Source organism: Variovorax soli, from assembly GCF_031454625.1.
Taxonomy (GTDB): domain Bacteria; phylum Pseudomonadota; class Gammaproteobacteria; order Burkholderiales; family Burkholderiaceae_C; genus Variovorax; species Variovorax soli_A.
The window spans coordinates 112,219-125,380 of record NZ_JAVDRF010000005.1 but is presented as its reverse complement, the minus strand read 5'-3'; the positions used below and the strand labels follow the sequence as shown (position 1 = coordinate 125,380).

Sequence of the window (13,162 nt, the reverse complement as noted above, 5' to 3'; positions counted from 1 at the left end):
GAGTTCCATGTCCGACGCAACAAGCCCCTGGCGCAGCCAGTTCATCGACCTCGCACTGGACCTGCGACGGCAGGCCGGCAAGCCTGCGGCCAGTTTCCAGGACGACCCCGACTCGCCCCTCGGCATGAAGTTCCACATGGACGGCGTCCTGTTCGAGATGACGCATCTGGAGGGGATGGGCGCCACGGCCGACCGCTTCCTGGTGCAATGCCATTTCGGCCCACTGGTGATGGATCAGATCGCGGATGCACTCCAACATGCGCTCGTGCTGAACCTGGACATGGCGCGCTCCGGCTCGGGCGTGCTCGGGATCGACGAGTCGCTCAATCATCTGGTCTACAGCTGCTTCGTGTCGCTTCACGGCGCGACGTCGGAAAACATTTCGGAGGCACTTCGGGACCTGGCGCGGCTGGCGCACGAGTGGCGGGCGGTGTACTCGGTCACGCTGCACTGAGGTCCTGTGCTCCCCGCATGCATAACAAACCCGGAGACTGAATGAATCCTGCCCCAGCTCACGCGGCGCGCGACCATGTGATCGCAATGCTGACCCTATTGCCGGCCCGCCTCGGCGGCAGATGGCCTCTCGACGACACGAGCGGGCCCGACACGGCCGCTTGGCGCATTGCGGAGAGCATGGCGGTGACCTTGTGCATCGGCGCACAGGAATTCACCTTTCTTCATTCACTGGAGGCTCCACTCAGCGCCTGTCTGCTCTTCGAGTCCCTGTGCGGGATCGCCCCGCCGGCATCGAAGATCGATTGCTACCGCAAGCTGCTGGCCATGAATCGCGCGAACGACGTCCATCGGTCTCCCATCTACGCACTCGACCCGGCGACCAAGAAGATCATTCGCAGCTCGGCGTATGCACTCGATTCGCTCGACGTCGACATGTTGGCGTCGGAAGTGATCGAAGCCGGCCTTCAAACAATGCTCTTGCGCGAGGAATTCGCACTCACCTCCGAGCCGCTTCCTGCATTGAGCAGATCCTCGCTGCTTCTACAAATCTAAGGAAACCAGGAATGAATAAGAGTTCCAACAGGAAATTCGACCTTCCCCGCATCGATACGAGCTTCAATAGACCTCTCTCGGAGAAACCAAAGGGCAAGACCGAATTCCTTGGAGACGACTATGAGCTGACCTCTGTCCGAGTCCATGGCCAGGAGACACCGCGAGAATTTTTACCAGAATCACCGGAACTCCCGCCAATGAGTGTTCGAGTGAACCTCGAGAAAGAATTTGCGAATGTATTCAGCAACGAGGTGAACCATTGGGGAAAAAAATATCACGACCCGACAACGGGTGGTCCTGGCGATCCCGAGTTCAAGCGGAGCATCGACAACTATGTCGAGTTCCGAGCAGAGATCATGGAACTCAAGGACCAAGGCGCCCCACCTGAGGAGTTGGCGCCGCACTTCCAGAAGCTGGGGACCATGCTTGCGGACGCCTTTGGCATGCTTGACCCTGGGACAAACGATTGGAGTCCCACGGTCCAGACTGCGGTCGAGCAGGGAGCCTGGGCCTACGCGCAGCCTTCGGTGAGGTCGTTCTGTATTACCCAAACGCCCGCAATCCTCAGGGGCACCGCCAGCTTCCTCGCAACACTGTTTGCCGGCGACCATGCAGGCGTCGTCAAGCATGTCGTGAACTTCACATACCCATTCGCTCAGGTGCCGCTCTCCATCTGGGCGTCCCAAAAGAATGGGTATTGGCAAAGCGAGGCCGTCCAACTCCAGAAGCGCGAGAATCCGACATGGACCCCCAACGTGGTGTCCTCCAAGATCATCGAGGAAGATGGCACGGACGGCGAGTTGCGATTGCTCTCAGATGTCGACGAAGATCTCGAGGAACTGAGACAGGTAGACCAACTCCTGAAGCACGCCGACATGGGAGAGCTCCAGCGGGGTTTGCAGCAACTCCACGGCCGCTCCTTTGTTGCGCGTGGCGAGCTCCTCGCCATGCTCACGCGAGTAACAAAAACCCTTGGCGCCGTGCAACGCTCCGGAAAGCGGGCGCCGCCCAGTAAGATCGAGTGGGTCCTCCTCAACGATGAGTCGCCCTTGGCGACAAAGATGGAACTGCTTTCCGAGATCACGAGCGGGCGGGCTGCACTTCGAGTCCCTGAGAGGCAGCGGATCAAGCGCCTGCTTAAACAAGTCGAGCAATGGGCCGTGCTTGAGGAAGAACTAGAAGCTGCGATCCAGAAATGCAAGGCCGGCGGTACGCCGCATTCCAGTCCCGCGCTGAAGAAGATGCTGACGGAGACCGCATTCGAACGCATGAAGGTCTTCCGCTATCGCATGCTCAATGTCGTGAGCAATCAAGCCTTCGTTCGAGATATCAGAACGTGCTTCTTCATGGGAACGACGCTGACCCAGCTCTGCGGCCAGGTTGCGGAGTACATCACCGGGAATGAACTGGCCCTGGTGACATCAGATGAGATCCAAGCCATCCTGGGCGTTGTACAGGCCGCCGTTTATGCCTGGCAATACCCGAAGGGAATCGCCAAGGACGCCTTGAGCAAGCTGGCAACACAATGGCAGATCATCGCGATGACCGGCACAGGGAATTTCATCGGGACGGATGGCAAGGTCGATCCGAAGAAGCTCGACAAGGCGGTCACAGGACCTGTGATGATGCGGCTGAGCACCTTCGCGTCATTGCTCCAGTTCGACAAGCTGGTCTATACCCAGGCGCTTTTCGGCTGGATGATAGATCGGGGAACGTTCGACAACGATGAAGCGGAGAAGGTCAAGGTCCGCGTCAAGTTCAAGGTCACAGTCAAGGAAACCGGATTGCGAGAGGAGCGAATACTCGAAGAGGAAGTTTCCTGCACATATGAGTCTTTATCGGAGGAATTTGCCAGACTGGAGAAGCCCGACAATCGGGAGGCTCGCAAGGAATTCATCAAGCAGGTCGCGGCGCAACGCCTGCTTTCGACGGCGGACATGAAAAAGGTCGACCGCATCCTCCAGCTCTACGATGACAATGAGATCAACCTGGCGAACAAGACCACTGCATCGAAACTGCTGGGCGAGGGGAGCACCTTACCGACGGGGACTCAAGAGATTCTCCAGGGTTCACTCGATTTCGCCCTTCCTGCGTCGCTCAAGATCGCAGAGTCCATCAGGAAAGCGAACGCAAAGCTCGACCAGGAGCTCTTTGTACGTGCGGGCAAGATCGAGCAGCGGAGCGAGCTACCCAGCCAGGCCGCACAAAAGCTGGGCCAGGCATTTGCCTGGGTTCTCGCAGGAACGGGCGGATTTCTCTTCATCAAATCCTTTTTTGCCCTGGGCGTGGAGGTCGCCATCCTGAATGGCGACCTGAGCGAACAGGCGGCGGATTCTCTCGCGGCAGGAATCCTGGCCGGAAAGATCGGCGGCAATCTTCTTGCCTTGGCGAGCACGGTCTTCTCGCTCGGTTTGAACCACGCCTACCACGAGTACATCGCGACCAAGAATCTGCAGCGCCAGAATGCCGCCGGAGGACCTTCCATCGTTAACGCGCCATTGCCAAGCCTGGCTGGAGGAGCGTGGCGGGACTTCATGGCATTCATTGGGGTCGAGAACGCACAGGTAGAGGAAGTCACGGGCTACACCACGTTGGTGGGCACTCAAATCGAAAAGGACGATTGGCCGCCCAAGCTGAAGTTCGTTCGCCGATCGACACTGACAGAAGCGATGCGGGAGCAGATGTTTGCCGCAAATTTGAGGTCGTGGTGCGCCTACTTTGACGAGGATCAAGGAACGCTGGAAGGCAGGACCGAAGCCGACCTGGAAGATGCCATCGCGCGGCTTCGCGCGAAACTCAGAAAGCTGCTCGATCACGAGCATGCCTCACCCACGTCTGCCAAGGACCGCGGTGATGTCACGATCGATCTCGGCGCTTCCTCACAGGATGGGCGGATCGAAGACCTGGAGCCGCCGAGAGTACCGCCCCTTGACATAAGAGCGCTGGGCAACAGTCCTTCGCGTCCGCAGAGCCCCCGAGAGCAAAAAAGCGATGTGCTGACTCCCCGAACTCGGAGGCGGAAAGACAAGGGCGATCGGCTGCAGAAGCTCCATGTCATGCACAGCCGGTACACGGGGGCGAGCAAGATCCGCAAGCAGAGAGCCCAGGTCGACGCGGCGGACATCCAGGACCTCCGAACGGAAGACGACGTCATGGCACCGGACGAAGACGATTACACGCTGGCAGCGACACGGCCGATCCAGGCCAGCGCGCCATCAAGGTCGACCGGAGCGCTTCAATGGCAGGAATCGCGCGGTGTTCATGTTGCGCGTCAAGGGAAAGTTTTCTATGTCTCTCCAGATCCGACGAGACACACGAATGCGATCCCCGCCTTCTCGGTGCCGGACGACGAGGGCCGCGGCCTTTTGCACATCGTGGATCGCAAGTTTCCTTCTTTGGCCGTGAGCAACATGCTGCAACTGGAGCTCGGCGGGAACAGGAACTGGGAGACATTGACCAGCGAGGACGAGTTCGCGTTGTTCTTCGAGAATCATCTGAGCGATCGCTCGCAGGATCAGTCGATGCGCATCGCGGCCATGCCGATGGAGGACCTGGCCACGTTCACCCAGCAGATGACGCTGCAGAAGGGACCCGCGTGGCGGCCGATGACAACGGCGAAGGTGCGCTACGTGCCTGAAGCCGAAAGTCCTCAAGACGCCATCCAGCCGGCCGGTACCCCTTTGCCTCTGCTGCAACGGGCGCATGCCTTCGGCGTCACCTACGAAGCCTTCGATCCTCACAGTGGCGCGGTTCGGAGCTCGGTGATGTTGCGTTACGACGAATTGCGCGACATGTATTCCGTCATCGACCCTGGATCGAGCAAGCCTATCGAGACTCCCTGGCAGGAGCCGACAGAGGCACTGCAGTGGTACATGGAAAAGATCAGTTCAGACCATGCCGATGTGGCGAAGAACATGATTTTCACGGTTCTCTATCATGTTCCAGCGCAGGAGCCTGACGAAAGACTCACTTCGGCTCGAGTGCAGCTTGTTCTTGAAGATGCGAACGCTATAGCGTTTGACTGGCTCGGCCAGTCGAGTGATGTTGCTCGTGCTCAGCAACAGATGGCGGATGTCTGCCATCAGCTCGAGGCGGAGAACTCATGGCGTCTTTTGCGGCGCGCGGACGAAGATGCCGATCAATTCATAGGAAACCGTGCGCATATTGCAAAGTTGCACGCCGCACATTCGATCCTGGCGTCGATGCGGATGATGCCCCCGCTGCCTCAGCTGTCCGACGCGGTCTTGCCGCTCGTCGAGGACTGAGAACTGCGATGCGATCTGGCCGCGGCCCTGCGCCGCGGCCTTCACCGCCCGAATATCAGCCTCGGCTCTGCCAGGCTATCCAGGCTTCGGCAAATGAACCTCAACCGTCGCCCCCCGCCCCAACTCCGACACCACCGTGATGCGCCCTCCGTGGCGCTCCACCACCTTCTTGCAGATCGCCAGCCCGATGCCCGTGCCTTCGGAACGGTCCCGCGGGTGGAGCTTCTGGAAGATCATGAAGATCCTCTTGAAATACTGCGGCTCGATCCCGATGCCGTTGTCCCGGACTTCGACGACCCACTCCGCGCCTTCATCCCTCGCGGCCACCTTCACGTGCGGCGCGGTCCCTTCCGCCTGAAAGGTCAGGGCATTGCCGATCAGGTGCTGGAACACCTGCGTCATGGCCACCGCGTCGCCAAGGATCGTGGGAAGCGGTTCGCGCTCGACCGTTGCGTGCGATCGCTGAATGACAGGCGCGAGGCTGGCCAGCGCGTTGTCCACAGCCAAATCCAGCGGCAGCGCGTGCATCGGCACCTCGCGCCAGCCTGCCCTCGAAAAGGCGAGCAGATCGTCCATCATCGCCTTCATGCGCTGCACCCCTTCGACGATGTACGCCATGAACTCCCGCGCATCCTCGTCGAGCTGCGGTGCATGGCGCCGCTCCAGCAAGCGGGTATAGCTCGCGATCGTACGAAGCGGCTCTGTGAGGTCGTGCGACGTGATGTAGGCGAACTGCTTCAATTCCTCGTCGGCTCGCGCCAGCGCCGTGGCCTTGAACCGGATTTCCTCCTCGGCCTTTCTCAGTGCGGCCTCCAGCAGTTCGATCCGGGCCGCCGCCTGCTGGCGTTCGGTGATGTCGCGCAGCATTGTCACGATCACCCATCGGTCCGCCTGCCGGATGGCCCGGTGCCTGACTTCGCAGACACACGTGCGGCCCTCCGCCCGCTCCACCACCCACTCGGCCGTCCGCGCCCCGGGCGACTGGGCGATCACCTGGTCGTACAGGCTGCCGAGATGCTCCAAGTCTCCGAGGGATCGGCTCGTCTCGTTGGGGCGCCGCGCCATGAGCGCCTCACGCGAGAGGCCCAGAAGGCTGCACGCCGCCTGGTTCACTTCGAGGTGCTTCATCGAAGCCCGGTCGATCAGGAAGACGGCATCGTCGTTCAGGTCGAGTGCGGAGGCAAAGTCGGGATTCATGGCTTCGCTTTAGCACGGCGGCGGAGTGGACGTCAACAAACCCTCTCCGCGCAGATGCGTCTGCTGGATTCGAGGCGCATTAGCATAGCGCTCGACCTCCGGACCTAGTCCTGAAGTCGGAGTGCGCGAGCAGTTCGCGCCTGTATGATGGCCGTGTCCTCTGTCACGGCACGCATCCAGCCGCCAACCCATGGACAACCATACCGAGATCGCCGAATCGCCTCCAGGCTCCAGCGCCGCCCCGCTCGACTGGGCAAGGGCTGCGCTGGAGCAAAGCGGCGATGGCATCGAAGTCGTGGATCGCCGCTCGCTGCGCCTCGTCGATCTCAATGCTGCCGCCGCGAAGCGCATCGGCCATTCGCGGGACGCGCTGCTCGGAACACCGCCCTGGTCCCACATGGAGGGCGGCACCCAGGCCTCCTACGAAGCCCTCTTCGACGAAGTCATCAAGGCATTCCCGCGTTCGCTGTCCAGCGAACAGCGCTATCGGCTGCCCGATGGCTCGTTCATGGAGGCGGAAGTCACGCAGACCGCCCTGCGCGTCGGCGACCGGTGGCTGATGGTCGTCGCCACGCGCGACATCACCGATCAGAAGAAGGAGCAATTCCGCTCGACACTGCTGTCCCAGGCATTCGACTCGAGCCATGATTGCATGCTCATTGTCGATCGCGGGCGCATGCAGCACATCGACTGCAACGAGGCGGCCTGTCGCCATCACGGCATGACGCGGCATGACCTTCTGCAGGTTCCGCCATGGATGCTCTGGTCCGATGGCAGGACGCGCGAGGAGCTGGAGCGCGAGTACGACGACGCGATCGCCCTCTGGCCGCTGCCGCGGCGCCGCATGGCGCCGGCTGCCGGCTCGCGCACGGACACCCAGGCCCTGACCGAAGAACATCAGCAGGCGATTCGCGTGGACGGGCGGTGGATGCTGGTCGTTACCACCCGGGAGGTGCGCGACGACACCATCCGGCAGGAAGTCGCCGCGCTCACGCGCGCCAACGACGAGCTCAAGCAGTTCGCCTACGTGACTTCGCACGACCTCTTCGAGCCTTTACGGATGATGAGCAGCTATTCCGAACTGCTGCGGCGCCGCTACGGCGACCGGCTCGACAGCGACGCCCGGGACTTCATCGACTACATCGCGGGCGGCGCCGAGCGCATGAAGCGCCTGATCGATGACCTGCTGCTCTACTCAAGGACAGAGCGCTCGTCCGTTCCGTTGAAGCAGCTTCGGCTGGACGGCGTGCTCGACGACGCGCTGGCGAATCTTGCCAACGCGATCGAACGATCCGGCGCGGTCATCGAGCGCGGCCCCCTTCCGGAGGTGATGGGCGAGCCCACCGGCTTGATGCAGGTGTTCCAGAACCTCATCGGCAACGCCATCAAGTTCACAGCCCCGGGCGTCCGTCCGAGGGTCCGCATCAGCGCGTCGGAGGACGAGGCGAACTGGATCGTTACCGTGCGCGACAACGGCATCGGCATCGCGCCCGAGCACTTCGAGCGCATCTTCGTCATCTTTCAAAGACTCCATGCCCAGGACCTCTACGAAGGCACCGGCATGGGCCTGGCCATCTGCAAGAAGATCGTCGAACGGCACGGCGGTCACATTCGGGTCGACTCCGCGCCCGGGTCCGGCACGAGCTTCAGCGTTTACCTTCCCAAGGCGGCCGCGTAGATGCCCGGCCGCTAGGGCGCGGCCTCAGTCTTCCCGCGGAAGCATGATCGTTTCAACGGCGCGCTCAACTTCGACATCCTGTTCGACTTGCTGCGCCGAAGAGTCTTCGTCTACGTGCCATAGTGCGCATTCAGCGCCGCAAGCATATTCCTTCTCGATGAACTATCTGTTTGTCTGGCCAAAGCGGCGCGCCAGTCCAAACAAGTCTTCCGCAGATCATCGTTGATGGCAGGCGGCCAAGCGGGAGGCAGCAAGTCGCAGAACTCAACCCACCTGTCGCGGGTAGGGGAATAGCGACCGAACAGAAGCAGGATCGCCATCAGTTGGGATGCGTTCAGATCGGTCTCAATTCCATTCAAACCTTCACGCCAATTTTGCGACATGTGGAGCAGACTGCGGCATTTTTCGGGAGCCAACTCCTTCACGAATTCGACCATATCCTCGAAGGAGTCAAGCGTTTTCAACTCCAAGAGAGCGGGTTGGCGCTGCGTCGGCGCAAGGCCTTGCACTGCTTGCAAAAATTTGCTCAAGTCCAACGTGATGCTGTCGCCACCAAAGCGAAGAGGGGCCTTGTTGCTCGCCGCAAGCGCCGAGATTGACCTCTGGAGTTCTGGCCGCCGCGAGTGCTGCACCAAGGTTCCCGATCGCTCAAAGACTTCCGATGGCGAGGGGCCATAACGCTTGACCAGTTGCGTGTACAGCTTGTCGAACCTAAGAATTCGCGGACTGACCAAATCTCTCCTGAAATTCAAGCAATCCTGACGCACTTTGTCGTCCAGCGTGGGCGGCCAGTTGAAAGGAAGAAGTTCCATCAGTTCAGATGTATCTTCCGGCGTGCCACGCGTGAACAGGTACAGCACGGCCATCAGCTGTGACGCTCCAGGGTTACGTTCATCCTCCAGTGTCCGAGGATTTTTCCAGCGCCGCGATATCGCCAAGAGCTGCAAGCGCTTTTGGGAATCCAGATCCCGAACGCACTCGATCATGTCAAGGAAGGAGTCCTTCTTCACCAGTTTGAGAAGTAGGCGGCTCTTCCTCTTTCGCCTGCTCAATAGCTCCTTCAACGCCTTTGTCAAGTTTTGAAAACTCAGATCGATCCCGCTTTCATGCAACGGATCGCCAGGCGTGAGCTTTGCGGCCGCAGGCTCGGCTCTATCGTCCGCTATTCGAATGGTGACGAGGTCGTGACCGTCCGGCAGTCCCGCGACGTCAAGGTCTCGCTTCTGCGACTGCCGCGACGGCCTGAGCACTTCGCCCACAGCCTGCGATGCGCCCAGATCGCAGATGGCCTGCGAAGCATTGGAGATCTGCTCTTGCGCGTGCTGCGATGACATCAGCCGCTTCTGAGGCTCGTTCGCATGAAAGACCGCTCCGAGTGCGACCGAAGAGCAATGCAAGCCGATCAGCCCGTCGGATGACTCTTCCCCGGCGAATGGCCACGCCCGCTTGCCGAACGAAGCATTGTCATCTCCCGCCTGCGCGCTGTGCGGCGGAGGATTGGCCTGCGCCTGGATAGTTGCGGTCTGCGAGTCGAATGGCGCTATTTCATAGACGTCCAATCCCTTGCGGCCCTGGACATACTTGTCCATGAAAGGCGGAAGCGCCGTGTTAAAGACCGGCGAATAGTGTGGGAGTTCCGGTGGATAGTCGTGCTGTCTTCTGAACACGACCTGCTCGACATTCGGCAGAGTTGTCGCCTGGAGATATGCAGGTGTGCGGCCACCCTGGGGATGACGCTCTCCAACTCCATCGGGTTGAACGGATGTGGCACCGGGCGAATTCAGAACCGAAAGGGGCTGAAGGCAAGCATTGATCTGATATCTGGAAGTGCTGTTCCTCATGGAGCGTTCGGCCTTTCAGGAGAAGCAGGCCCTTCGCCGCCCTCATCGTCCGGCACCTGCAGCATGCAGTGCCACAAGCGATGCCGCTGCGCATGAGCATTCAACTCGTTGCCCAAGGTGACCAGATCGAGCGCCGCCCGCGGCCAGGTGTCCGACAGAAAGACCTCGCGGGTTGCCGGATTGACGATGAGCGCGCACGCGGCCTGTTCATGCGCGGGATGGGGCAGCACGTGCACCCATGCTTCGGTGCGTTCGGCCAGCCAGGCGACCTCCTGCATCGAGCCCGGCACGCTGTAGAGGGTGACCTCCTCGCGGCTTTCGTCTTCCTGGAGATGGATCAGGACATCGCTGCCGACGAGCAGCGTGCGTGGTGCGTGGACCGATGCGCCGGCGTTCCCCTCCGGCAGGGGACCCAACAAGGATTCGATGGCGGACATGAAGCGGTAAGCGGCTCCGCCATGCGGCGCCGCCCTCTGGGTGGTTGTTGTTCTTGTACGTAACCCCTGCCGCTTCGAGGTTCCGGCCCACCGCCAAGGGACGGCCCGCATGGATGGAGAGACCGCCACTAACGATGGTGATGCGCAACCGCCCCGCTGCGGCTGCCCGTGGCCCTGCCGCGTCGGAAGAAGGCCGCCCAGTCGCTGCGCTCGCGCCCGGCGTGAAGCTCATGCAGGTCGTCGGCGCGCGTCACCAGGCGCAGCGCATCCTCGCCGGGCAGGGCCCTCGAGCTGTAGAGAAAGCGCAGCTGGCACTCGCCCATGGTGATCGCATCGCCGTTCTGCAGCGCATGCGCCCAGATGCGCTCGTTGTTGACGAAGGTGCCGTTGAAGCTCGCCAGGTCGGTGAGCACGAAGCGGTCGCCGGTCCAGTGGATGGTGGCGTGGCGCCGGCTGACGCCGAGGCTGTCGATCTGCACGTCGCATTCGGGATCGCGGCCGATGGTGGTGACGGGGCCCTGGATGTTGACCTGCCTGACGCTGCCGTGCCGGGCGAGGATGATGAGTCTGGACATGTTGTGTGTGGCTCGCTGTTTGATTGGCTCTGAGTGCTTTTCGGCTCAGTTCCGCGATTCCTGAAGGGGCCGCAGCAAACAGGCGTATTAAAAATTTCGCGCTTTTGCGCGGCGTGCGCATGGCGCACGGGCGCTCAGGCGCTTGTGCTGGGCCAGGCCTCGTAGCGCTGGGCCTGCTGCCGCGGCCGCGCGTTCTCCTCGGCCTTCGCGGCCAGGCGCATTTCGGTCATCCAGGCCACCACGATCTGCACGTAGGCCTGTCGCCACACCTTCTTCGACATCGCGTGGTCGACACCGGCCATCACGCGGTGACTCACGGAGCGCGCGAACCTGAAGGCCGCCAGGTAGTTCTCGATCACCGGGTGGGGCACGATGACATCGTTCTCCGATTCGACGATCAGCACGTCGCCGAAGAAGTCTTCGCAGGCCGCGAGCGCGCGGTTCTTCTCGGGCTCGATGGTGGTCTGGCGATACAGCGTGAGGTCGTCGCCGTTGAGCCGCCGCTTCGGCTGCTCCCAGTTCTCGTCGCGGTAGATGGCCGGCACGCGCAGGCCCAGCCAGCGCACCGGGCGCAGCGAGGTCAGCACGGCCGCGAGATAGCCGCCGTAGCTGCTGCCGATGACGGCGACGGCATTGGGGTCCACGGCCGGATGGCCGACCAGCGTGTCGTAGGCGGCCAGCACATCGCGCAGGTTGTCCTCGCGCGTGACGGCCTCGCGCTGCGCGACGTGGCGCGCGTGGCCGCGCAGGTCGAAGGTCAGGCAGATGCAGCCCAGCGCAGCCAGTTCGTGGGCCAAGGCGATGTCCTGCTGCTGGCTGCCGTCCCAGCCGTGCACGAGGAGCACGCCGGGGACCATGGTCGAGGCCGCGACCAGCGTGCCGGCGATGTGCACGCCGTCGACGGGGATGTCGATCAAGGCATGTCGCGTGGGCATCAGGGCTCGACCACGGTGTACTTCGTGATCGGGCCGATGGAGGCATCCACGCCGCTGAAGTACACGCACGCATTGGGCGGCGGCACCACGCCGTCGCCATAGACCTCGAAGCAGGAGGCGTTGACCACGCCGCGCTCGGGCTGCTCCTCGAAGACCTCGAGCGCCGCGATCTCGGCGCCGCTCGCGCCGCCGACGCGCCAGGACTGCTCCAGCACGCCGGAACACCAGCGCCCGGCGCTGCTGGTGCCCTGCGCCACGTCGTAGTTGATGCGCGAGGCGAAGAAGCCCGGGAAGGCGCCCGCGACGGCGCGATGCAGACTGCGCGCCTGCTCCACCGCCAGCCGGATCTCCTCGGGAAAGCTCAGCGTGAGCAGCGCGTCGAAGCCGCCGCGCGCCACGGTGAGGTCCGAGCCGCCGTAGACCTTGTGGCCGTGGTTGTCGGTCGTCAGGCGCTGGCAGCCGTAATAGCTGGCGATGGCCCGGCCCACATGCACCTGGCCCACGCTGTAGGTGACGGGCTGCTCCAGGTTCTCTTCCAGCACCAGGCCATGCTCGGCGATTTCCGCCGCATCCATGGCCGCGAGGCATTCCTCCAGCGCGTGCCGGTCGCGCACCACCGTCTGGCCGCGGCCACCGGTGGCACGCACCGGCTTGACGCGCACCGCGCCCTGTTCCAGCAGGCGCAGGCCGGCGCGGCTCGCGTCCTCGCGGGCGAAGACCGAGAAGCCCTGCAGCACGGCGTGGGCGACCTGGCCGGCGAAGGCGTGGCTCCACCCGGGCGGCGCCGCCGCGGCCGGATCGACCAGCGGATGAACCAGCGCCTTGGTCAGCACGAAGGGATGGGGCACCACCCCGCCGAACAAGGCGTGATGGCTCGCAATGCCGAGTGCGCTGGGCAGTGCGTCGCCGACCAGCGTGTCGCTGGGCACGAAGTACACCGGCGCGGCATAGCTGCGCGCGCTGTCGTACTCGCCTTCGAAGCGGGACTTCTTGAGCCGGGCCAGCCGCCAGGCGATCTGGGCGCGGGTCGCGCGCTCGTGCTCGCTGGCGTAGGCATGGTGGTCCGCCGTCAGCGCGACCACGGTTCCTTCGAGGTCCGGCTCGCCGAGCACGGCCCCTTCACCGGGGAGCGTCTGGGCTCCGCCGGGCAGCGCGCTGAAGATGGGTGTGACCATGCCAGCCATGCTGGGCGATGACGCGGCGGAAATCAAACCCTGGGACCCTGC

10 protein-coding genes and 1 pseudogene are annotated in these 13,162 nt (G+C 62.6%); 5 read left to right on the top strand and 6 right to left on the bottom strand.

The genetic code is table 11. The features are described 5' to 3' along the window. Positions 1-7: 7 nt before the first annotated feature. From J2739_RS13405 to J2739_RS13395, 3 genes are read left to right on the top strand one after another with little or no spacing between them, the layout of a single operon-like run. Complete coding sequence (locus J2739_RS13405) at positions 8-454, top strand: CesT family type III secretion system chaperone (protein WP_309902383.1); 447 nt, start codon at positions 8-10, stop codon at positions 452-454. A 41-nt stretch (positions 455-495) separates the two neighbouring features. Further along, positions 496-1,008, top strand: a complete 513-nt coding sequence (locus J2739_RS13400) for a type III secretion system chaperone family protein (RefSeq protein WP_309902381.1) — start codon at positions 496-498, stop codon at positions 1,006-1,008. A gap of 11 nt (positions 1,009-1,019) precedes the next feature. Continuing rightward, on the top strand, positions 1,020-5,273 hold the full coding sequence (locus J2739_RS13395) for a hypothetical protein (protein ID WP_309902380.1): 4,254 nt from the start codon (positions 1,020-1,022) through the stop codon (positions 5,271-5,273). A gap of 75 nt (positions 5,274-5,348) precedes the next feature. Here the strand turns inward: J2739_RS13395 and J2739_RS13390 are convergent, their stop codons facing one another. Continuing rightward, positions 5,349-6,470, bottom strand: coding sequence for an ATP-binding protein (locus tag J2739_RS13390; RefSeq protein WP_309902378.1), 1,122 nt, complete (start codon positions 6,468-6,470; stop codon positions 5,349-5,351). 190 nt (positions 6,471-6,660) lie between these two features. On the opposite strand from J2739_RS13390, the pseudogene J2739_RS13385 reads away from it, so the two are divergent. Both J2739_RS13385 and J2739_RS28025 read left to right on the top strand, forming a co-directional pair. Continuing rightward, a pseudogene (locus J2739_RS13385) lies at positions 6,661-7,665 on the top strand (sensor histidine kinase); the annotation flags it as partial. A gap of 135 nt (positions 7,666-7,800) precedes the next feature. Next, positions 7,801-8,148, top strand: a complete 348-nt coding sequence (locus J2739_RS28025) for a sensor histidine kinase (RefSeq protein WP_473774981.1) — start codon at positions 7,801-7,803, stop codon at positions 8,146-8,148. A gap of 110 nt (positions 8,149-8,258) precedes the next feature. Here the strand turns inward: J2739_RS28025 and J2739_RS13380 are convergent, their stop codons facing one another. The 5 genes from J2739_RS13380 to J2739_RS13360 form a co-directional block, all read right to left on the bottom strand. Next, positions 8,259-9,737, bottom strand: a complete 1,479-nt coding sequence (locus J2739_RS13380) for a hypothetical protein (protein WP_309902374.1) — start codon at positions 9,735-9,737, stop codon at positions 8,259-8,261. Between the two features lie 248 nt (positions 9,738-9,985). Next, a complete protein-coding gene (locus tag J2739_RS13375) occupies positions 9,986-10,426 on the bottom strand; it encodes a hypothetical protein (protein WP_309902372.1) in 441 nt (146 codons plus the stop codon). 128 nt (positions 10,427-10,554) lie between these two features. Further along, positions 10,555-11,001: an FHA domain-containing protein gene (locus J2739_RS13370; protein ID WP_309902370.1), complete on the bottom strand. Its 447-nt coding sequence runs from the start codon at positions 10,999-11,001 to the stop codon at positions 10,555-10,557. Between the two features lie 134 nt (positions 11,002-11,135). After that, positions 11,136-11,936, bottom strand: a complete 801-nt coding sequence (locus tag J2739_RS13365) for an alpha/beta hydrolase family protein (RefSeq protein ID WP_309902368.1) — start codon at positions 11,934-11,936, stop codon at positions 11,136-11,138. Then, the gene (locus tag J2739_RS13360) at positions 11,936-13,111 is read right to left on the bottom strand and encodes a DUF3182 family protein (RefSeq protein ID WP_309902366.1); all 1,176 of its coding nucleotides are present in this window, start codon (positions 13,109-13,111) and stop codon (positions 11,936-11,938) included. Before J2739_RS13360 ends, J2739_RS13365 begins: the two co-directional genes overlap by 1 nt. Positions 13,112-13,162: the final 51 nt, after the last annotated feature.